Raw genomic sequence first — 20,840 nt, forward strand, 5'->3', positions numbered from 1 at the left:
ACATCACAGACCTTGAAAATAGATTAATGTCTCAAGACTTATAAAAATCAGGCGTTAGGATGAAGCTGTGACAGTCACCGTGCTGTAGCAAAAGGTTATTTCACAGTGCGAGGTGGTCTATGGCGTCTCCTAACGAAGTAAAAATCTATCTGGCCTATTGGTTTCAGCTTGGCAAGCCTGTTCATATCAACAACCGGCAGATTACTCATCGTCCTAGTCCTGTATTAGAAGGCAATCAGTTTAGCCGTGCTTTTCAAGATTGTTGGCAAGCGATTATGTCCGTGGGTGGACGGGATTGTTATCTAGATGGCTCCCAAGAAACCATTGAGCAGTTGTTGTCACCCGCATGGGAAATCACTGACTGTGCCCGCTGTAGTATCCCGACAGCTATGCAGACTGTGATGCCTGTTGCTCAACTCTGCCCCTGCGGTGATATTGATACTTGGCCCAATGATGAGTTACCGGCTCCCCATATGCCGATCAACAATAATGAGCATTTTGGCAGGCTCAAAACACGGTTAGACGAACACCCCCGTGGTGAGCATCAGCTAAAACGTAATGTGAATGCTCAAAAAGCTGCCATCAACAACCAGCACAGCGCAAATTAGTTTTCTAAAGTTGTCTGTCTGATTAAGCTGTTGCCCGCTCCACATCATGGACATAGAAGTCGTGGGCCATAAGCGTATTCGGAAAAATTGCCTTGGCTTCTAAGAGTAAATCTTTGAGCTGAATTGTGTTGCCTGGGGCGTAGCGGGGACTAAAGTGGGTGAGAATCAACTGCTGTACTTGGGCAGCTAGGGCTACTTGGGCTGCCATAGTGGATGTGGAATGAAGACGCTGGTAGGCGAGTTCAGCATCTTGATGGGCAAAAGTGGATTCGTGGATGAGTACATTGGCGTGCTCTGATAATTCGATGGCGCGATCGCAAAAAATTGTATCGGTACAGTACACCATCTTTCTACCCTGAATGGTCTCACCGCATAGGTCAGAGCCGTTAATCATTCGACCGTCTGCCAAGGTAACCGCCTCACCGCGTTTGAGACGGCCATAAATGGGGCCAGGGGGGATGCCTAAGGCAGCTGCGCGCTTCACATCAAAATGACCGGTTCGATCTTTTTCTACGATCCGATAGCCAAAAGCAGGTACTCGATGCTCTAAACGTTGGCAGTAAACCGCAAATTCTCCATCATCCAATACCTTACCCGGTTCCACCGTATGCACTTTGATGGGATAAGAAAAATGAGTTTGCGAGTAGCGGCGACAGGCTTGCAAATACTCGTTTAACTTAGGCGGGCCATAGATATCAATGCGCGATACATTACCGGCTAAACCACAGCTAGCCAGCAGTCCCATCAGACCAAAAATGTGGTCCCCATGCATATGGGTGACGAAAATGCGCCGAATTTGGCTGGACTTTAGATCACTCTTAAGAAACTGGTGTTGGGTTCCTTCTCCACAATCAAGCAGCCATACTTCAGCGCGCTGAGGTAGGCGTAGCGCAACGCTTGACACATTGCGTGCCCTAGTGGGGACACCAGAACTAGTACCAAGAAACGTAATTTGCAAAGGAATATATGAAGGAGTGGGACAAGAAGATATGAGCTAGCAAACTTTCCTCATTATCCTTGACAAGGGTTGGGTTTGCGGAAGTCCTTACCGTGGAAGTGGCTACTGTGTTGAGACACATGGGATTGCTAGCTTTAATTACCCAGGTAATTTCCTATCTTTATCCATGGGTTTGATAAATAGTTCAGCCATTGAGTTTAGGATTTGTCAGCTGACTGAGATGCCATAAGCAGAGTTTTTAGGGCTCATATGTCAGAATTTCATGACTTTTTTGGTTCTTGCACTAACTTGATTTGATGGATGGACTCATTTGCTGTCAATCTTTGGGTAGTTTTACCGAGTAACGCCTACACAAACTTATTGCAATTTAGTAAAGATTCATCACAGAAAAAATTGTACTGATTGTTACAATGTCGTACGGAGATTGATTAGTTAGTGCACAACGCATTTTCAGCCACCTCCAAATGAGAGATAAACGCAAAGTCAAAAGACTTTTTGAATCGGTTCTGCTCTAGAGCCGATTTTTCTTTTGACGAATTATTATGAACTATTCTTAGTTTGACTTTCGATAAAAAACTCCTGTTGAACCGTCAACTCTCAGGTTGGGGGCTTTGAACTAAGGCCTGCTGTAGATATTTGATGAAGTAGTCGGTAGCGTGGTTAATCAAAGCAGGACGAATACGCTGCCGATAAGTGCGATGGAAGATGCTGCCTTTGATGACATCGCGTTTGATCAGTAGATAGGCGCGAATCCGTTCGTAAATACGTGTGCGTATTTGTTCGCCGTTGACAATAACCCCATTGGCCGAAATTTTGGCTCCAAACATGTCCACTAGGTAACGTTTGACTGTGCCAGAGTAGTTGAGCCAATTGGCCTCTAAGATGGCAGCTTTAACCGAGAGGCTAGGGTTTTCATACAGCAGTCGCCCAACAGCGAAGGCAACTAAGTCAGATGCATAGTCCTGTTCAGAAGCAAATTTCCCCAACAGTTCACTTAAGGTTTCTGGTTGATAGGTGGTGAGGCCATATTTATCGAGGTAGACCTCGATGGGTTGTGCCGTATCCCCAATGGCTGCCGTGTATTCGCGGCTGTCGTAACCATGGCCGGTCATTACTTTCGACGTGATCCAAAGAAATCCGTCGCTGAGGGTAGATGTGAGATTTCCTCCCCAGGTCTGATCTGATAAGGCTGCCATAAAATGGGCAAAATCAATGCTTTGACCCATGATCTCAACGGATTGGTCATCCAGCTCGCCTTTAACAAAGTCTGGGTTGCTACCTGCGACCATCTCCCAAAATGTATTGGCATAGGATGCTCGGGTATAGGCCCGTAAAGACCGCACTATTTGCAGTGAAGTCGCCTTGGGCCGCTGCTGTTGGTATTCATCGATAAACTGCAGCATTTTCTCCAAATTTGCGGCCATTGGTTTACTCTGCGAAGTTCATTATGAATGCTAGGGTAGCGTTAAATGATGGAGGCGTTGCTATGTGGGTGGCCTATGCTTTGCTTATTCCCAGGTTTGCAACATATAAGCCCACTTATTGAGCAGTTCACTAATTTGCGCTCGACGGGCTTCAAACGTAGCGGCTACCCAGATTAGGGCGATGCCAAGTAGGATGCCGATGGCCCAAAGCATACGACCGTCTGTGCTAATAAACAGTGCGATCGCACGCAATATTTGCAGGCTAAAGGTGAGGGTGCCCACATATAGATAGGCGCGTACTCGAGTGAATAAGCCCAGGCCGATAAAGCCAAAACTAATCAATAGACTCAGGCTAATAAAGAGAGCTGACGTGGTTTCAGCTTGAAAAATTGCGGTTAGCCCTATTAATAATGTGGCCAAACTCCGTAGGCGATGGCGTTCTTCACGAGCGGAAACCAGTTGCCAACGGGGGTCGACTTCTAGAATGTACAGCACCGATATTCCAATCATGGTGCCTAGCCAAAGTGGTGTGAGCCATGCTTGGTCGAAAAGATAGCGGAGTAAGGCCCAGTTCAGTAGCCCCAGACTTAAATAGCTGAGGCGTACAGCCCGCAGTTGTTTAGCCATCGCTGCATAAAAGGCTCCTATCAGCAGCAGGCTTTGGGTTGTGATGGTCGTTATGCTTAAGAGCGTAGCTAAAACCGGCCAAACAATGGCTATCCGCTGCCATGGGCGCATCGGCCACCCCCAGCGCTGCCAGGGGAGGCGATGGGCTATCAAGCTGAAAAGACAGGCGAATAAAGCACCCCAGCCGCGCAATAAAGTCAGGTGTGATAGGAGATGGTCTACGCCATAGGAGACAGCGATAGTGGCAATCACCAGACCGCTCCAGGTCCATTGTCTGTAGCTGTGATGATTGCCATTGAGCTGAACAATGTGCCCACTTTTGGCATTAGTGGCATAGGCCGGAAACCAACGAGAATTACCTCTTAACAACGCGTAGAGAGTCAGAAAGCAGGAGGTACTCAACCAAAGCCAGACGCCTAACTGACTGTGCCCGCTGATCATGGCCAGAGCTGCTAGCATGACGGACAACAGCCAATGGAGTAAGGAGCCTGTTGCAATTTCAGATGTTGTTAACTTGCTGTAGCGCTGAATCCAGCGATCGCCTAGGAGGTATAGGGGTGCGATCGCACTACCCACTAAAGCCAACAGCGTCAACCCATCTCCTGGTTCTCCACCACTGGCCTGTAGCATTTGATAGACAACTAGCTCATAGGTGCCTAAAGAAAGCAGCCCAAGACCGCCATAACCTAAAGGTCGTAGATCTGTCTGCCGTCTGCCAATGGCGAGAACCACAATGCCAACAACGAATGAATAGACGCCTGTTATTGCTGTGAAGTTCAGATGGCTAAGGACTAGCCCTAAAGCACCGTAAGCCAGTGGAATGTAGTGCCAGCTCGATGGGTAATTACGCTGATGTTTCGCGACATAGATACTCCCCAGCATCTGGGTGCCTAGCCCTAATGCCACCATGGCTGTAGCCAGCATCTGGGGCTTCATCTCCTGATGCCATAGGGTTAGACCCATGGCTACGAGGAGACCCACTCCATGGGAGACTTCCCAGTAGTCTAGATTGCTCAGCCGCCGCTCAGTGAAAAACCTGGCCAATATGAGGACCATGGCTGCTGCACCATATTGCAGCAATGTGGCGACATCCGGTGATATTGCTTGGGCCTCAGCAAATGGATAATTTAGGCTGTAGCTCAGCACCATGATCAGTGTGAGGTCAAAACTTAAGGCAACTGCTAATGCTCGACTCCAGCCATAACTGGCGTTGCCATAGACCCGTAGCAAAGGTTGGGCCTGGTGCTTGAGCTGTCGAGCCAAAATGCTAAGGCCTCCAGAAAACAGAGCGATCACTAAAAATAGCGAGGCAACATTCTCGGGCCATACTTTTGGCATCAGCCACAACCAGATGGCAGCTGCGTGCCCGCCCCCCAGGGCAAAGCCGATGGTTATGACTGGTAGAAATGTCTGTGTAGGCCAGCGCTGACTATGGAGATACAGCAGTCCAGCCCCGGTGAACAAGGCAACCGTTGCCATGGGCCAGGAGCTAATGAGTAATATCTGGCTGCCTAAAGCAAGGACCGTCAGCGCTGTGGTGACCAGCTGTGGTTGGGCTACGAGCTGGCGTCGGTATGCCAACCACGTTAATAGCCCCGGCACAACTAACCAGCTCAAGTTAATCCAGCTGCCCCAGTTATCTAGCAAAAGACTATAGGCAATGATGCTTAGACCTATGCCCAAATACCACGATGACTGTCGCCATTGGGGATAACGGTGGCTAGCAACACTGGCGATCCATTCCACCGTCATCAGGCTTAAGAAAACTAAAGCGCCCTGCCACCGGTTCCAATAGCCAAACCAACCGCTAATCACATAGAGACCACTGATCACGGTTGCCAGTGCTGAAATGTGTGTGCAATAAATCAACCAATTGGTTGCAGGGCATCGCAGGCGAGTAATGGCACCTAACGTGAGTGTTTGCCCGAGCAAACTCATCATCAACAAAAATGATTGAGCTTGGGGGACTATTAACAGGACTAATAGTGGGCTGAGTCCCATGGCTAGATTTTCAGTCAGTTGAGCCCAAGCAGTGTGTTCTTTTTGCCGAAATCTCTTGGCTCCCACCACCATCAGGCCAACATAGCCATAAAGCCATAGGCCTGAAAACTCGATCGTGCTGACGGGGTCCTGGCTAAGGCTGCCAACTGCCAAAAGTATTGTCTGCCGCAGGGGACCAGGCAAGGTTAACCAAACCAAACCACAGGCTTGTAATCCCACTAACCAAAGTCTCGATAGGGTACGTAGCTGGTCTCGTTCTTGGGTGTGTTGTCCCAGCTGTTCTAGTAATAGCCAGATGGCGAGTCCACTGATACCCAGGGCCTGTAGTGGATATGGGATGACAGAAACAAGCCAGCCCAGTAGCATTAATCCGGCTCCTAACTGGGGCCACAGGGGATATCGTTGATAAAGCCTGCGCAGTACCCAGCCGCAGAGGCCCATGGCCAGGCCCAACTGGGCTATGGGTATTTGGGCAATCCATACGCTGCGTACTAGAAGAATGAGGAGTGCGATCGCAACTAAAATTCCTTGAGGTTGAGATTCTGCCTCACGATCTTCACCCGTCTCCTCAGCCGTTATCTTTGGCATTCCCCAGACCAGGCTGATTGCACTGCTCAAGGTGCCCACATAAGTGGCGATCAGAGGCCAGGTCGCGAATCCCCATCCCCAATGCAACCAACTTAGGCCCAATACGGTTAACCCGATCATTCTTTGTGGGGCTAACACCAGGGTTAATATACTCAAGCCAATACTCGCTACAATGGCCAGCCCTGCTGTCGTATTGATTAATCCTGAGGTGTCTATCATCCACATATTTAGGGGAATCAGGAGCAGTGTTGTCGCCTTTAGCATTTGGGCCGTCGTCTGTAGTTTGGCCTGACCTGCTGCCCAGTGACTCGCCCCCCCAAAGGCCAGGGTATACACCAACAAAATGCTGTACTGGCCGACGATGGAAAAGGACTGCCATTGGCTGGCTACCAACACCCCAGACGACACCACCACCAAAAATACGCCCAAAAACAGCAGCCATAGCACGCTGACCTCTGCCAAAAATGACTGCACTAGATGGGACTTGAAGCGTGAAAAGAATGGCTGACCTGTAGCCGTCGGGACCTCAGTCAGAGTTTCAGGAGGGGCTGTCTCTGATCTCCTTACCTCAGTATTGACCTCGACAGATTTCTGCTGCACTGCCGTAGGTGCTTTATGGGCAATAGGTAAAGGACTGCATAACTTGCGGCCAAGACTGATGACCTGTGCTTCCGATAACAATCCCAGCTCTATCCAGCGATCTAATTCCTGCAAAAGATGGACATTAGCCGCTTCATTTTCTAAATCAATCGGAATTTTCAGCCACATACCACGCTCCACAGGTTAGATGCTAATAGCGCTACACATATTGATTGTGGCTAGTTCATTTATCAACGCCCATGAGTGTTACGAAGTGTAGGTGGTGTGTGACCAAACCTATGTACTTAGACGCATTGCATCGAAGTGAGCCGAAGTTGACTAAAGACGGGTTCTTCAGACCCATTAGCTATGGCGTGTTACCCCCTGCCGAAGCTGTCGATTGTTAAGTAAGTTAACGTTCTGCTTGTTTGTACTTAACAAAACTGTTGCATTCACCATGTTTGGTTAGCTTCTATGAGAGTATTGGGCTCAGATGCAGCTAGTTCCTGTTAAAGGGGCTAGTGGGTCATGTCGTTGTGGCTACCTCTCTAAAAATGGTGGCTGCGAAGGATTGTTATCCTTGGCGATTTGGCTGGCGTTATAAATTCGAATTTCCCGTCTTACGACTGTCCATTACATAGGAAGACGTTCTTATGGCAACTAGTTTTGCAAGCGCAACTGGAGCTCCCGAAGTGGGTGACGTTGCGACTCCGATTAACTCCTCTGCGGTTGCACGTACTTACATTAATAATTTGCCTGCCTACCGCGCAGGTTTGTCTCCGTTTAGCCGCGGCTTAGAAGTGGGCGTTGCTCACGGCTACTGGTTCTACGGTCCCTTTGCTGTTCTTGGCCCACTACGTGCCAGTGACTACAGCACTGTGGCTGGTGTGATTGCAGCAATTAGCTTCGTCTTTATTTTGACTGTAGCTATTTCTATTTACAGCGCTACTAGCCCCGATGGTCCCGAGGGTACATTGACTACTCCTAATCCTCCTGAAGCGTTTTCTAATCGCGAAGGCTGGAGCAACTTTGCTAGCGGCTTCTTAGTAGGCGGTTGCAGCGGTGCATTCTTCGCTTATCTACTTTGCCAAACTCCTCACCTGCTACCTTTGCAGGAAATTGCTGGTGGTATCTGGTCCTCATAACTTTAGTTTTGAGTTGAGTAAGATATCAGATTCTGAAGCTTGCTGAACTAGATTAGATAACGTTGAAAGCGCTTCCATGTTATGGGGGCGCTTTTGCTTTCTAGAGCAACGGCTTTCTTGGAGCCAAATTATTTGAATCTCAATGTTTAAAGCATAAACAGTCAATTTAAAATACTCAGCTAGCTGAGAAGAGCAAAGCTCTACAAGACTCAACACTCAAAATTCTCCATTTCCATGGATCTCTTTGAGCAACATCGCCAGACACTAATCGAAGCGGAAGCACCATTGGCTGCCCGGATGCGTCCTCGTAATTTGGATGAATACGTGGGGCAGGGTGCCATTGTGGGGCCAGGTCGTCTGCTGCGTCGGGCTATCCAGGCGGATCAGCTATCGTCGTTATTGTTTTACGGGCCACCGGGGACAGGCAAGACGACCCTGGCTCAGGTGATTGCCAACACCACCAAAGCCCACTTTATTGCCATTAATGCCGTGTTGACTGGGGTGAAAGATATTCGGAGTGCGATCGCAACTGCCCAAGACCTTCGCGGCCAGCACGGTCAGCGCACCATCCTCTTTGTCGACGAAGTTCACCGATTCAACAAATCCCAACAAGATGCCCTCTTACCCTGGGTAGAAAACGGCACCGTTATTCTAATTGGGGCGACTACTGAGAACCCCTACTTTGAGGTGAATAAAGCCTTAGTCAGTCGGTCGCGGGTGTTTCAGCTAAAGTCTCTGGAACCCGATGATTTACGGCAGATTGTTTACCAAACGCTGACTGATAAAGAACGGGGCTATGGCGATCGCACCATCCAAATCGACGAAGATGCCTTAGATCACCTGGTTAATGTCGCCAATGGCGATGCCCGTGCCCTGCTCAATGCCCTAGAACTAGCGGTCGAAACTACGCCTGAGGTAAGCATCTCTTTAGCTGTTGCCGAAGAATCAATTCAGCGACGAGCCGTCCTCTATGACAAAGAGGGGGATGCGCACTTCGATACCATTAGTGCCTTTATCAAAAGCATGCGCGGCTCTGACCCCGATGCCACCCTCTATTGGTTGGCCCGCATGGTTTATGCCGGTGAAGATCCCCGCTACATTTTTCGTCGTATGGTGATTTTTGCTGGAGAAGATATAGGTCTGGCAGATCCTAATGCAATGGTGGTGGCCAATAGCTGTGCCCAGGCGTTTGACCGAGTGGGTATGCCAGAAGGGCGCTATCCGCTGGCTCAAGCGGCGCTTTATCTAGCTACCTGTCCCAAGTCCAACAGTGTCATGGGCTTTTTTGATGCCTTAGCCACGGTGGAAAAGGAACGGGAAGCCGATGTGCCCAATCCCTTGCGAGATGCAAATCGGGATAAGAAAGAATTTGGCCATGGTCAGGGATATCTGTATCCCCATGCGTATCGCGATCATTGGGTGGAGCAGCAATATTTACCCACAGGTCTCCAGGGCAAAGTGTTTTTCCAACCGTCGAATCAGGGCTATGAAGATACTATTCGTCTAGAGGTTGCCCGTAAACGAGAGGCTCAGCTAGCAGCGGTGATGGAGGCGGATTTGCCCGAAGTGCTGACATTTGGGCCGACGGATCAGGGGCAAGAGCAATGGTTGCAAAGGACTTTGGGCAATGCAGGGGAGCAGTTGAGGGCGGTGTGCGATCGCATCTACTCCACACTAAAGCCTCAACGCCACCACGTTTTGCTGGACCTCAATGCCGGCCTTTTAACCTGGGAGGCTCTACGCCAGGTGCCCGAAGGTGGAGTGTATGCCTGTACCTCTACTGAAACCTATGCTGCTCTGAGCGAACAAGCTGAGGCACTGACAGCGTTAGCTCGACCTACATTTCTATCGACACCGCTGCATACCTTAGCTAAAACCCTAGCGACTCAAGCATCAGGTATTTTGTTTGATGGCATTGTGGGGCGTAATGCCTTGAAATCCTTGCCCAACCAACAGCAAGTGCTCAATCAATTGGCTGATTACCTTGCTCCTAACGGGTATATGGTGCTGGCTGAAACGATTCCCTTCCGCACGTTACGGCTGTATTCCCTACTGACTCATCAGAGCATATCGCCTAAATTATTCCAAAGGCTACAACAGGCTGAAGACGATCTCTACACTAGTGATTGTCAGAAATATTGGGATATAGATGCGGTGACTACATGGTTTGAGAACACGCCGCTGATGCCGACTGTTGAGCTAATAGAACTCCAAACTGAGTTACCCATTACCTCTCAAATAAAAGCTCGATGGTTTAATACTGAGTCCCATTATATGACCCATTTAGCTAAGGCTTTGAGCGAACAGAGCTTGGAGATCGTGAGACAGGCATTTACAAGACAGCTGCAATCTCAGTCTTCGATTTCTTGGCAGATCAATATTGCCCTAATCAAAGCTACAAAAAAGAGTCAACTATAGTGATGTTTGCTCCCTGACTGTGATCTCAAAATCTCATCAACGATTCTGGTCTTCAAACGAATCCACAATTAAGCTTTCAAGAGCTGTTTGGAGATCCTTGGTCAATGCTGACACTGCCTTACGTCGGCTTTGTTTGTAATCATCCCAGCGCTCACTGACACAAATGGGTTCTCCAACTATTACCTGAGCTTCTCGCTTACCTAAAGAAGGCCTCGGGAAGGGTGTTTTCCCCTGGAGTCGAGTGACCATATCAGTCATCAATAAAACAGTTTCGGCAAAGCGATCGGCTGTGGGTTTTTCTAAGACATAGCGGCCTGTTACTGCCACAAAACTTTCCACAAGACGCATATGCCACATACGTAAGTCCGCCTCTTCCGCAATCCGATCGGCTAGTCCTCGTTCCACTGAAGACAACGCTGCTTCATTACGTAAGTCTTCGCGAAAAATACGTTCCCAGCCAGCTTGTTCCAAACGGCGACAACGATCAATCACAGAGCCTTTGGGCCGCAAATTAAAATACTTTTCTGCTACTGCTAACGCACCATTGAGCAAGTGTTCTAACCGTAAAGCCAGCTGTGCATTAGCATCTTTAGCTTCTGGAGTATCGAGTTGTTCTAGGCCATAGATTTGGTAATAGTAGCTCTCCATCAAGCTGAGTAAATGTTCAGCTAAGCGATAGAGACGGCCATAGAGATTGGTAATTTGAGCTGTGGGTAGTTCCACAGGTGGGACAAATTTTTCATCAGTACTCGATAAACCACTATAAAGTTCTAATTGGCTTAACAGCTCGTCAATAGCATCCCACGGCGGATTGATGTATCGATACTGGATTCCCAATGGCACGATATAAACCGGTTCAGACCGCTGGGATTTTGCCAGATCCTCCACACACCAAAAAGCCAGTTGGGGTACCCCCGGTTCTAGAGGGCTGACAATTTCGTTATGGCCATTATTGCCCCCTTCTGGAGCGGCTGCTAAGGGAAATTTCCCATTTACCAAAAGCTTCCGTGCGGCTTTTAGGGCGACTAAATCTAACTTACCGCGTTGAATGGACACCCCCCCCAAGTGAGAACATAGCCAGCCAACCCACTTCCCTGCCCATAGGGGAATGCCCCGGTCATAGATAAAGTGGCTGTGCACAGGCTGCAGTTTTTTTCCCATTTGGACAGCCGATTGTGGCACTGCTTTCCACAGCAAATGTGCCATGCCATAGGCATCTTCAGGAGCAGGATGCCGGAAAGCCAGAATCAATCTGCTATGCCCTGCCTGAAATTCTGCGTAGTGCTTGGCGAGAACCCCGGCATTATTGACCTTGATGTTTACGAGATCAGTTTGCCAACGCATCCAGCCTGGCAAGGCTACTCGCACAAAACGTCGCACCCATGGATTAAAGCGTTCGGGAATAAAATCTAGGGGGGGTTGAGCACGGATGATGGCACTGATCACAGCAGGAACTCTCCAGAAAATAGCAGGGAAAATAAAGCTGCTTAATAATTACTTAATAGGTACAGTTAATTTAAGCTGTGTCATGACGATATTAAGGGGATGTGATGGTTTCTACACTGTCTACTTTCAAGACGCTGAAACCCCTATGAGTACAGCTTTACGGATTCAGGACTGCATATACCAATCTTGGGGGATTTTAATATTTACTTGTGGCTTTTAAAGCTTCCATAAAACGGTATCCGCCAAATTACTTATTTTGAAAGCACAGGCTTTAATAAACAAAAGATATAAAGAAGGCAATACCTTTGATAGGTTCATATCCTATACATAGAATTGCTGAGCACCTGTAGAGAAAGTTCTAAAACTATACTTAAGTATATTTAGGACTTTATGTATGTCCCACCACCGTTGTAGCTAGATTTTTTTAGAGATTTTCTCAATCTTAGACAATGAGGGTATTGCTACAGGTGAGCAGCAATTTTTCATTAGCTGACTTTAAAATCTATTTTTCTACCTCATTAATGATTTCTCAATTCTTTGGGAAATTCATATGTGAATCTACTGAATTAGGGTGACAATCGACCGCACTTATAGCCTCTTGCTGTTAAGTTGTTTAGTCATTGTCCATGTCCACGCTTAGAGCTTTCCTATCCGATAACCAGGCAGTTAAAGAAACAGCTGGTGATCTTATCAGCAAAAATGTTTTATCACTTCCTTGGGATGCGCTGTTTAATAATGTTAAAAATGATTTTGAAACGGCTAATGTAATTGCCGACTCTATCTTGACAGTTAAAGAACGCTGTCAAAATACACCTTTTTACGTTCAGGCGATCATCGCTAATTCTTCTGTATTTTTAGTCTCTAATACGGGCAGTTCTGAAACTTTAAATCTCACCCATGTGGGTGCATGTTGGCTATTAGGAAAATCCGTAACCTGCGCATTGCCAGTCGGCAATGCAACTGTTGCTCCATGTCATGCAGTGATTCGCCATACCCCTGAGTCTGGTTTTTTCATTGCTGATGTTGGTAGTCAATCAGGGACCCGTTTAAATTGTCGTCGTCTTGTTCCTCAAAAACGTCAGGCCCTTAGGGACGGCGACATGATTGAGTTGGGAGACCTGGTGGTAGAATTCTTTGTCGATAATTTTGATTGCATAGAAGATCCGCTAGATGGCCACGAAATCACCTACACAGGGTTTGAGGTAACCTACACCGGTATGGAAACATATCCAGGAAACTGATATGGGGCAAAACTAAAAGGTGTAGCCATGACTATGTGCGCTGATATTGGCCACCAGGTAATTGGACGATAACACCAGCGAGTTCTAACTGTAGTAAGCCACCCAGCAGGGCACTTGTGTCTAGCTGGGTGGTTTCTACTAGGTTATCCAGGCTGACCGGTTCCTCAGGAATCATCTGCAAAATATGCTGTAGGTTTTTATCCAGTGTTACCTCCGGTGCAGACTTTGCCGGTTCAGGTGCTGATGTATCTGGCTGAGTGTTTATAAAATGCCTGTTTTCATCGCCACCCTGGTTGTTACGGTCGTTTTGATGGGTCATATTTTTATGAGCCATATCTGAATTGGGAACGCCAATATTGAGCAGATCTTTGATCAGCTGGTCTTCACCCATGATGATGGCTGCTCCAGTATTGATGAGGACTAAGCAACCTCGACAGGTGGGATTATCTAGACCGTCAGGTAATGCGTAGACATGACGACCATAGTCATTGGCTAAATAAGCTGTAATCAGTGCACCTGAGCGTTCTGGGGCTTCGGTAACCAAGGTGGCATGACTAAGGCCAGCAATGATGCGGTTGCGTCGTGGAAAGTGACTACGATCAGGCGGCGTTCCGTTGGGGTATTCGCTCACGATCAAGCCGGTTTCTAAGATGCGTTGGTAAATTTGAGCGTTGCTACGGGGATAGATGACATCTACACCAGTGCCAAGTACGGCTATGGTTTGGCCGTCGTTATTTAGACAGCTTTGATGGGCATGGGTGTCAATGCCAGTGGCCATGCCAGAAACAATGGTGATTTGCCGTTGACTCAAGCGACGACTTAAGCGCTGGGTCCAACGACGTCCGTAGGGACTAGGGTGGCGAGTTCCGACAATGCTTATGGTGATAGGATTTGTGCAAGCATTAGGCCTGAGAGGACCGCGATAGTAAAGCACGGGAGGTGGGTCTGGAATTTCCCACAGTAGACTGGGATAGTCAGAGTCAGCTGGTGTCCAAAAGTCTGGGTATTGTGATTCGTGCTTGTCTAATAGTTCTTGGGGGTTGAGATGAGATCGCATCTCCCTAATCCGATCCGCTGTGATCAAACCAATGCCTGCCACAGCAAGCAGTTCAACTGGGTCAGCCTGCCAGGCTAATTCCAGTGACCCAAACTGCTCATGCAGCCGCTTTATCAACACTGGCCCGACATCCTTAACCCGTGACCAAGCCAGCCAATATGCTCGTTCCAACCTAGCATCCCCGTTGTTTCAACGGTTCTAGGATGCCCATGAATAACCCTAATATAGGAGCAAAATCATAGAGGCGTTCCATGGAACGCCCTTACCTGTATGGGCAATGCCCCTAGATGTTTGCCTGACGCTTCTGTTTGAGGTGCTCAAAGACACTTTTGTCGCCAATGTCAGGTGGGATTGGCTGCATTAGTTTACGTAGGGCAAAGATGACAAACAACACTGCCCAAGCGATCAGTAACCCCTGACCTATATGACTGGGCATAGCCTGTGCCATGTGGGTCAACAGCAAGCTAGGAACTAGGGGCACCAGAAATTTTGTTTCAAGTCGATTAAAACAAAAGGCTTCTTTGATAAAGATGCCGGTCATGGCTGCAAAGGTAAACCCTATGCCCAAAATCGACAAAGGCTGTTCATACGCTGTCAGGGCTAATGGTCCCGGTACACCTATGGCAATGCCCAGGCTGGCTAGGCCTCCTGCTAACCACAACCCCTGTAATGCCTGATGTAGCGGTTTTAGATAAATATGAATGAACCAAAGACTAATGCCCAGACCTAACCACATGGTTAAGTAACATCCAGAAATGGTCCAAAGTAGCCCGGTGCTACCATTGCCTAGGCGCAGCAACATAACCCCCAAAGCAAAACTGAAAGCGGCTATGGCTAAACCACAGCGGTAAATCACGACCTCGCGTCGATCGTCCGCAGTGATGACAAACGGGCCAAATTGACCCTCATAGGTTTCTAGACTCGTGTCTGACGGTGCAGTTACCATAACTACCTCCTGATATGGATTTAATCCATGTGAGTGCTATCTCTCATCAAGGTGTGAAGGAGAGCGGTAACTCAATCGTAAAACACGTCTGATCATCTTCACTCCTAACTGTAATAACTCCGTTAATGTGTTCCACCAGCTTTTGGACTAATGCTAGGCCCAATCCGGTTCCTCCCTGTTTCCAGGGGTCGGCGCTAGGCACCCGATAAAACTTGTCAAAAATACGTGGCAGTGCATCCTGGGGAATTTCCACCCCTGTATTTACGAGGGCAAGTTTTAAGATGTCGTCCTTCATCTGCACTACGGAAAGTGTGATTTCACCTCCGGGAGGGGTATATTTGCACGCGTTGTTTAGAAGTTCGGCCCAAATGCGATCGAGGCTCGACAAGTCTGACTTCAATAGGGGAATATTCTCCGCAATGGTCACTTGCAGCTGTTGCTGACGACTGGCAGCACGTTCTTGAAAACTACTGACCAAAGCAGGGAGCCATTCGTTGATTTGGATCGTTTGTAGTGCTAAATCGTGGTTGCCCACGTCCAAACGCTGTAGGTCTAGTAAATCGTTGATCAAACTAATTTCCCGTTCACACTCTTCTTTGAGAATGCGATAGTAGCGGGCAATGCGACCTTGCTTTGCATCGGGGTTGGTCAGTTCATGCTCCAACCCTAGTTCTTGGGTGAGGGTGACTCCGAGCAGCTGTAGAGCCACACGCATACTGGTGACGGGTGTGCGCAGCTCGTGGGAAACGGTGCTGAGAAAGTCATCCTTAAGGTTATTGACTTGCTCTAGTTCACGTACCTGGGATTGGGATTCTTGATAAAGCCGTGCCTGGCGAATGGCAATGGCACATTGGTTAGCCACCTGTTGCACGAGGCGAATTTCATATTCGCTAAAGCCGTGTTCTTTATCGTTAATCAGCCATAGATCGCCGAGGACACCCCGGTCATCAAAAATTGAGCAGGCTAACATCGACACCAGGCCCCGTACTGGGTTAGGGGCAATGGAGCAAAACTGAAAGTATTGGCCTTCGAGCAGCTGATGATAAACCTCCGGAAAGGCTTCCATTTGGGAGACGCGCCCCCGGTCGGATGGCAGGGTGGTGTACTCGTAATAAATGGTGGAGGTGCCCTGCTCTAGATCATACAGAGAGGTATTGGAACCTCTAACGTTGAGGGCTTCCGTGATTTCTTGTACGGCTGTTTGTAAAATTTGTTTCTCGTCCAGGCTGTCCCGTACCCGGTCAGTAATCCGTTTTAAGGTGGCCTCAAATTCTGTTAGTTGATCTAGAGCGCTGTCACGTTCTTCGAGTTGTTGCTGTAAGTCAGTGTTAAGGTGGCGAAGCTGAACCAACTCACTGATGTCTTGGAGGGTATTTATAAGGACTAGACCATTTGGGGTTTGTAAGAGGGCACGCTCCCCTGAAAACTGGTGCTTGCCATGGCAGGTATTCAGGTAAATCGTTTGCTCAGCAACTGTGCCTGTGGTGAAGAAGCTGGCGTCTTGCGATCGCAACAAATCTGCATCAACTACTGCTGTCACGTCATGGTCCAGGCAACCTTTAATGCTCTCTAGGGATACATTCAGCAACTGGCAACAGGCCGTATTTGCAAACAACCATCGATGATCTTGGCTTTTGACGTAGATAGGTGCGGCAACAGCATTTAAGGCGCTGGTTATTACGCCAAGCAAATTTGGGGTATCAACATTTGAAGCGACAGATAAACTCATTTCACCAATGCAATGAGTGAACGTGATGTGTTCCCTAACTATGCCCCGATTTTTCAGAAAAGAGCTAACGGTGTATCGCTAAGTCAGCCCTTTTCCGTTAAATCAGTGATTATACGTAGGTTATGGCGAATGAAATGAACGTTGCCTATGCCCCTGTAGAATTCTAGAGTTTGTTTCTTGTTTGATGCTATGGGTTCTGTTCCCACTGACTATTCCATCACTGGTTTGTTAAGTCCTAACATTGATTGGCAAACGCTCAGCTACCCCACTCTCAAGCTGGGGATTTTAGCATCTGGTAACGGCAGCAATTTTGAGGCCATTATGGACGCCATTGAGGACTCACGACTCAATGCCAAGGTTAATGTTGTCGTTTGTAACAACCCCGGTGCGAACGTTCTGGAGCGAGCGGCTAAATGGTCGATCCCTACGGTTCTTCTAAATCATCGTGAGTTTGCGTCTCGCGAAGTGCTGGATCAGGCCATTGTCAATACCCTTGTCCAACATGATGTCGGCTGGGTGATTATGGCAGGCTGGATGCGGCGGGTAACGCAACACCTAATTGATGCTTTTAGTGGACGTTTGCTCAATATTCATCCCAGTTTATTGCCCAGTTTTCCGGGTCTCCATGCGGTACAGCAGGCCTTAGATGCAGGGGTTCAGCTGGCGGGCTGTACAGTACATTATGTAGAGCTAGCAGTCGACAGCGGTCCCATAATTATGCAAGCAGCTGTGCCCGTGCTGGCTGGTGACACTGAAGCAAGTCTCCAATCTCGTATTCAGGTACAAGAGCATCGGATTTATCCAGCTGCCATAGCCTTAGCAGCCCATGCTCATTTCACAAAAACTAGTTGAGTGAGGTTGAGCAGTGCGACAACCAGTTGTTTAAGTGGCTCTTTAATCGAAAATCCATGTGATCTAGATAACCTTTGATCCGGAAGTTGAGCTGAGAAGGGCGAATGTATAAACAGTTACCCACTCACCCAGCTTTTACGATGTTCAACACCTCTCAATTTGTTGGCAAGGATCTAGAAGTTTTGGTGCGCACAGCACTTACCCATGGTGAATTGGCCCCTGGTATTGCCTTAGCGGTTGAGCGTTATCGCTCAAAATCCAGTCTGACAGTGGTAGAACAACGACAATTACAAATTTTGGACAGTGCGATCTCAGATGGTTGTGTTGTAGCTGTACAAGTACAATCAGCTAAACGCTAGTCCCAAGACTGTACTAGCTTTCTCAGAGGCATGTGGTCATCTATAGTAGTGATTAGGGCCGCTATATGGCTGCTCGACTGCTGCTTCTTGAAACATCATGCGCTTGAGTTCGATATTTCATCGCTGCCGCTGGATAGTTGTGGTTGCGATCGCGTTAGCTATTAATCTATCAATTGCGACACCAGCCAGTGCTACCGGGATCTATGACATGCCCATTAGTCCTAATGCCGACAACTGGGTCTTAGATGACGCCAAGCAAATCACTCGGCTTAACGAAAGTAATCTGAACAAAGACCTGAAGAAACTAGCAACTGAAACCGGTCAAGAGGTTCGCTATGTCACCATTCATCGTTTGGACTATGGTGAAACGGCTCAAAGTTTTGCTGAGCAAATTTTTGCTCGTTGGTTTCCTTCTCCAGAAGCAGGTGCAAATCAAACTGTGATTGTTCTGGATGATGTCACCAATACCATTGGCATTAAATCCGGTGAAGAAACAGCTGCTTTACTTCCTGAAGAGATTTCCGAAAGCATCACGAAGGAAACAATGAAAGCACCGTTAATTAAAAGCAACAGTTACAACCGAGCATTTGGTGATGCCACCGTACGCTTAGCTGCTATATTAACGGGCGATCCTGACCCTGGCCCTCCCGTGATCGAAGAAACCATCAATGTGGAAGGTACCTTTGCCACTGCTGAGGAAACTGAGGAAAATCGCACCAGCTCAACTTGGATCGTTGTGGTTCTACTGATCTTGGCTACGGTCATTCCTATGGCCACTTATTACTGGTATCAGTCTATGGGTGGTTAAGTCTGCGCTAATGTTTAGTGGCCTCTGGCTAATAAGTGTTTATAAGAAAAAGCGACCCAATTTTGGGTCGCTTTTTCTTATCTCAAACTATGCATAAACTGCTTCTAAAGCATCGCTAGTAACCCCCTGAAGGAGGCCTTCAGTGATGGCCATGTGCAGCATCAAATCAACTACACGGTTGGAGTAGCCCCACTCATTGTCGTACCAAGTGATCAGCTTGAAGAAATTGGGGTTAAGTTCAATACCAGCGCCTGCATCAAAAATGCTAGAGCGCGGATCACCCACAAAATCAGTTGAAACAACGGGATCTTCTGTATAGCCTAAGACCCCACGTAACCCGTTGTTAGATGCCGCTTTCATGGCATCGCAGATTTCACGATAGTTAGTGGCCTTTTCAGTTCGAACGGTCAAATCAACCACCGATACATCAGGCGTGGGTACCCGTAAAGCCATACCTGTTAGTTTACCTGTTAGCTCTGGGAGCACCAGGGTAACGGCCTTCGCGGCACCTGTGGATGCGGGAATAATGTTCTGAGCTGCACCACGACCACTGCGCAAACTCTTCTTGTTCGGGCTATCCACGGTGGATTGAGTCGCTGTAGATGCATGCACTGTAGTCATCAGACCTTCAGCGAAGCCAAAATGCTCGTGGATCACTTTGGCTACAGGCGCTAGACAGTTTGTGGTGCAGCTAGCATTGGAGACAATTTGATCGGTTTCGGGATTAAAGGTCTTATGGTTTACCCCTACCAATAGCGTGGGAACCTGTTCTGGGCTCTTAGTGGGAGCTGAAATGACAACTCGCTTTGCCCCAGCTTTTAGATGATTGGCGGCTTTGTCATAGGTTGAAAATCGTCCTGTCGCTTCAACCACATAATCGGTACCCAAGCTGCCCCAGGGCAGTTCAGCTGGGTTAGCGATGGAAAAACAGGGGATAAATTTACCACTGACAACAATGCCGTTATCTCTTGCTTCCACATGGCCTGGGAACTGACCATGGGTGGAATCATATTTAAGTAAATAGGCCAGATTCTCAGGGGAGACTAAATCGTTAATACCAACAAACTCAATATTAGAGTTATTGACAGCGGCTCGCAGTATTAAACGACCAATACGGCCAAACCCATTGATGCCAACTTTTAGCACGGTCATAACAAACCCTATTGCTCATAGATGGTGTACAAAATCACTGCCTCAATAAGCGAGCAGCTTGTACTTTGTATGGCTGATTAGCTAGGGAAGCTGGGGATCGTCGGTTTTCCTTTATAGTTATCGACTTCCATATAAATTATGGTTTCAAAACGTAGGTAAATATGACGTAAGTAAGATCATTTGCAATGAAACATCTCAAAATATTTCATTGCCTTGCCAGGACCCGATGGTCTCAAATTGCTGGATTTGATGGTATATCTTTTGTCCGGCTACCGTCCATGTCTGCTCATCTAAAACGGGGACAGATTGTTTGGTATCTCTAGGGGTTTCTAGGTTTAGCCAAGATCGACAGCCACCGTAGGCAGCCTGCCAGTCAAGCTGTACTGGTGTTGTTAATCGATATACACGCATTAACAGCAGGTGCAGGGGTTGGCTGGGTTTCCAGCGAAAACGTTCCGTTACAAACTGCTCGTTCCAAATGTGAAATGGCAGCAACGAGTTAACAGACTGCTCATTTCTAACGGTCCACACCTGGGTAATATTGGCCCAAGCTTGAATAGTCACTTGGGTTGGATGCCAGCCAGCTGCCACAGGTGTTACTTGTGTAGCCCATTGGGGTTTTAATAAGTTCGTTTTTTGGTGTTCATAGGTGGGGTATAGCCAGACTCGCTGATGGGGTACTTGAAAATGGTTGCCTACCTCACGAATGCCTCCCTTGCGCAGCAGCAAAATTGTTTGGCCTTGGACAAGGGCATCCACTGCTACAGACCATTCCTTCAGAGCATGTTGAAGCAATTTTGGGCACCTCCGAAATCGCTTGAAATCGTAACATCCTAGACTAGCTGGATGTCTGTCAAAAACATAGCCATCTCCCACTGAATGGAGATGGCTGAGGAGATCAT

General features: G+C 47.9%; 16 protein-coding genes. 7 read left to right on the forward strand and 9 right to left on the reverse strand.

Annotated features, from left to right (window positions below; translation table 11 throughout):
* The first annotated feature begins 119 nt into the window (after positions 1-119).
* Positions 120-608 carry a hypothetical protein gene (locus U2F10_RS13845; protein WP_499872452.1) on the forward strand — a complete coding sequence of 163 codons (489 nt, stop codon included), beginning with the start codon at positions 120-122 and terminating at the stop codon, positions 606-608.
* Positions 609-630: 22 nt separating this feature from the next.
* Here the strand turns inward: U2F10_RS13845 and U2F10_RS13850 are convergent, their stop codons facing one another.
* The 3 genes from U2F10_RS13850 to U2F10_RS13860 all read right to left on the reverse strand — a co-directional run bounded on the left by U2F10_RS13850 (position 631) and on the right by U2F10_RS13860 (position 6,974).
* Positions 631-1,566: a ribonuclease Z gene (locus U2F10_RS13850; RefSeq protein ID WP_163661861.1), complete on the reverse strand. Its 936-nt coding sequence runs from the start codon at positions 1,564-1,566 to the stop codon at positions 631-633.
* 590 nt (positions 1,567-2,156) lie between these two features.
* A complete protein-coding gene (locus tag U2F10_RS13855) occupies positions 2,157-2,990 on the reverse strand; it encodes an FHA domain-containing protein (protein ID WP_499059358.1) in 834 nt (277 codons plus the stop codon).
* An 84-nt stretch (positions 2,991-3,074) separates the two neighbouring features.
* The gene (locus U2F10_RS13860) at positions 3,075-6,974 is read right to left on the reverse strand and encodes a hypothetical protein (protein ID WP_499872454.1); all 3,900 of its coding nucleotides are present in this window, start codon (positions 6,972-6,974) and stop codon (positions 3,075-3,077) included.
* A gap of 464 nt (positions 6,975-7,438) precedes the next feature.
* On the opposite strand from U2F10_RS13860, the gene U2F10_RS13865 reads away from it, so the two are divergent.
* Both U2F10_RS13865 and U2F10_RS13870 read left to right on the forward strand, forming a co-directional pair.
* Complete coding sequence (locus U2F10_RS13865; protein WP_163696660.1) at positions 7,439-7,930, forward strand: photosystem I reaction center subunit XI; 492 nt, start codon at positions 7,439-7,441, stop codon at positions 7,928-7,930.
* Between the two features lie 234 nt (positions 7,931-8,164).
* Entirely contained in the window at positions 8,165-10,348 is a 2,184-nt protein-coding gene (locus U2F10_RS13870; protein WP_499872456.1) for an AAA family ATPase, read from the forward strand.
* Positions 10,349-10,384: 36 nt separating this feature from the next.
* On the opposite strand, the gene U2F10_RS13875 is transcribed toward U2F10_RS13870, so the two are convergent.
* Positions 10,385-11,794, reverse strand: a complete 1,410-nt coding sequence (locus tag U2F10_RS13875; RefSeq protein ID WP_163696656.1) for a 1-acyl-sn-glycerol-3-phosphate acyltransferase — start codon at positions 11,792-11,794, stop codon at positions 10,385-10,387.
* Positions 11,795-12,420: 626 nt separating this feature from the next.
* On the opposite strand from U2F10_RS13875, the gene U2F10_RS13880 reads away from it, so the two are divergent.
* Positions 12,421-13,035 carry an FHA domain-containing protein gene (locus tag U2F10_RS13880; protein WP_163661838.1) on the forward strand — a complete coding sequence of 205 codons (615 nt, stop codon included), beginning with the start codon at positions 12,421-12,423 and terminating at the stop codon, positions 13,033-13,035.
* Positions 13,036-13,066: 31 nt separating this feature from the next.
* Here the strand turns inward: U2F10_RS13880 and dprA are convergent, their stop codons facing one another.
* The 3 genes from dprA to U2F10_RS13895 form a co-directional block, all read right to left on the reverse strand.
* Positions 13,067-14,263 (reverse strand): DNA-processing protein DprA, encoded by a 1,197-nt coding sequence (gene dprA, locus U2F10_RS13885; protein ID WP_163661836.1) that lies wholly within the window; start codon positions 14,261-14,263, stop codon positions 13,067-13,069.
* A 112-nt stretch (positions 14,264-14,375) separates the two neighbouring features.
* Positions 14,376-15,038 carry a DUF2301 domain-containing membrane protein gene (locus U2F10_RS13890; RefSeq protein WP_163696652.1) on the reverse strand — a complete coding sequence of 221 codons (663 nt, stop codon included), beginning with the start codon at positions 15,036-15,038 and terminating at the stop codon, positions 14,376-14,378.
* A 46-nt stretch (positions 15,039-15,084) separates the two neighbouring features.
* Positions 15,085-16,767: an ATP-binding protein gene (locus U2F10_RS13895; RefSeq protein ID WP_499867362.1), complete on the reverse strand. Its 1,683-nt coding sequence runs from the start codon at positions 16,765-16,767 to the stop codon at positions 15,085-15,087.
* 189 nt (positions 16,768-16,956) lie between these two features.
* Between U2F10_RS13895 and purN the strand changes: the two genes are divergently transcribed.
* The 3 genes from purN to psb32 all read left to right on the forward strand — a co-directional run bounded on the left by purN (position 16,957) and on the right by psb32 (position 18,786).
* Positions 16,957-17,619: a phosphoribosylglycinamide formyltransferase gene (gene purN / locus U2F10_RS13900; RefSeq protein WP_499872458.1), complete on the forward strand. Its 663-nt coding sequence runs from the start codon at positions 16,957-16,959 to the stop codon at positions 17,617-17,619.
* A 140-nt stretch (positions 17,620-17,759) separates the two neighbouring features.
* The gene (locus tag U2F10_RS13905; RefSeq protein ID WP_163661828.1) at positions 17,760-17,978 is read left to right on the forward strand and encodes a hypothetical protein; all 219 of its coding nucleotides are present in this window, start codon (positions 17,760-17,762) and stop codon (positions 17,976-17,978) included.
* A gap of 97 nt (positions 17,979-18,075) precedes the next feature.
* Complete coding sequence (gene psb32 / locus U2F10_RS13910) at positions 18,076-18,786, forward strand: photosystem II repair protein Psb32 (protein WP_250565608.1); 711 nt, start codon at positions 18,076-18,078, stop codon at positions 18,784-18,786.
* Between the two features lie 87 nt (positions 18,787-18,873).
* Here the strand turns inward: psb32 and gap are convergent, their stop codons facing one another.
* Entirely contained in the window at positions 18,874-19,938 is a 1,065-nt protein-coding gene (gene gap, locus U2F10_RS13915) for a type I glyceraldehyde-3-phosphate dehydrogenase (protein WP_163661826.1), read from the reverse strand.
* 195 nt (positions 19,939-20,133) lie between these two features.
* On the reverse strand, positions 20,134-20,733 hold the full coding sequence (locus tag U2F10_RS13920) for a DUF1802 family protein (RefSeq protein WP_499059344.1): 600 nt from the start codon (positions 20,731-20,733) through the stop codon (positions 20,134-20,136).
* Positions 20,734-20,840: the final 107 nt, after the last annotated feature.

Origin of the sequence: Leptothoe sp. EHU-05/26/07-4 (assembly GCF_043421015.1) — a bacterium.
Lineage (GTDB): Bacteria > Cyanobacteriota > Cyanobacteriia > Phormidesmidales > Phormidesmidaceae > Leptothoe > Leptothoe turfae.

Coding starts and splice junctions, on each gene's coding strand:
- U2F10_RS13860 (WP_499872454.1), bottom strand. CDS start 6,974: ATGTGGCTGAAAATTCCGATTGATTTAGAAAATGAAGCGGCTAATGTC.
- U2F10_RS13855 (WP_499059358.1), bottom strand. CDS start 2,990: ATGGCCGCAAATTTGGAGAAAATGCTGCAGTTTATCGATGAATACCAA.
- U2F10_RS13895 (WP_499867362.1), bottom strand. CDS start 16,767: ATGAGTTTATCTGTCGCTTCAAATGTTGATACCCCAAATTTGCTTGGC.
- U2F10_RS13845 (WP_499872452.1), top strand. CDS start 120: ATGGCGTCTCCTAACGAAGTAAAAATCTATCTGGCCTATTGGTTTCAG.
- U2F10_RS13890 (WP_163696652.1), bottom strand. CDS start 15,038: ATGGTAACTGCACCGTCAGACACGAGTCTAGAAACCTATGAGGGTCAA.
- gap (WP_163661826.1), bottom strand. CDS start 19,938: ATGACCGTGCTAAAAGTTGGCATCAATGGGTTTGGCCGTATTGGTCGT.
- purN (WP_499872458.1), top strand. CDS start 16,957: ATGGGTTCTGTTCCCACTGACTATTCCATCACTGGTTTGTTAAGTCCT.
- psb32 (WP_250565608.1), top strand. CDS start 18,076: ATGCGCTTGAGTTCGATATTTCATCGCTGCCGCTGGATAGTTGTGGTT.
- U2F10_RS13880 (WP_163661838.1), top strand. CDS start 12,421: ATGTCCACGCTTAGAGCTTTCCTATCCGATAACCAGGCAGTTAAAGAA.
- U2F10_RS13870 (WP_499872456.1), top strand. CDS start 8,165: ATGGATCTCTTTGAGCAACATCGCCAGACACTAATCGAAGCGGAAGCA.
- U2F10_RS13865 (WP_163696660.1), top strand. CDS start 7,439: ATGGCAACTAGTTTTGCAAGCGCAACTGGAGCTCCCGAAGTGGGTGAC.
- U2F10_RS13905 (WP_163661828.1), top strand. CDS start 17,760: ATGTTCAACACCTCTCAATTTGTTGGCAAGGATCTAGAAGTTTTGGTG.